The sequence below is a fragment of the Vibrio sp. 10N.222.52.B7 genome (assembly GCF_041474275.1).
In the GTDB taxonomy this organism is placed as follows: Bacteria; Pseudomonadota; Gammaproteobacteria; order Enterobacterales; family Vibrionaceae; genus Vibrio; species Vibrio crassostreae_C.
In genome coordinates, this window is record NZ_JBFRTU010000420.1 from 1 (window position 1) to 276 (window position 276).

Consider the following 276-nt stretch of genomic DNA (forward strand, 5'->3'; position numbering starts at 1 on the left):
ACATGGACCCATCAGTGCTTTACGCACAACCTAAGCGTATTCGTGAAGAAGTCGGCACTATCCTTGAAGGTTTTGGTGACGGCGGTACTGGTCACGTATTTAACCTTGGCCATGGTATTCACCTAGATGTGCCACCAGAGAATGCTGGTGTATTTGTGGACGCAGTTCATGACCTATCTAAGCCATACCATAAGTAATTAAGTATGTGTTTTTAGAAAAAGCGCTGTCGAGAAATCGGCAGCGCTTTTTTATTACCTTTTTATCCGCATCCAATAT

At 43.5% G+C, this 276-nt stretch carries 1 protein-coding gene; it reads left to right on the forward strand.

The features are described from left to right. Positions 1 to 197 (forward strand): uroporphyrinogen decarboxylase family protein (locus AB4512_RS23495; protein ID WP_372175930.1); only part of this gene is annotated, 197 nt, incomplete at its 5' end. Positions 198 to 276: the final 79 nt, after the last annotated feature.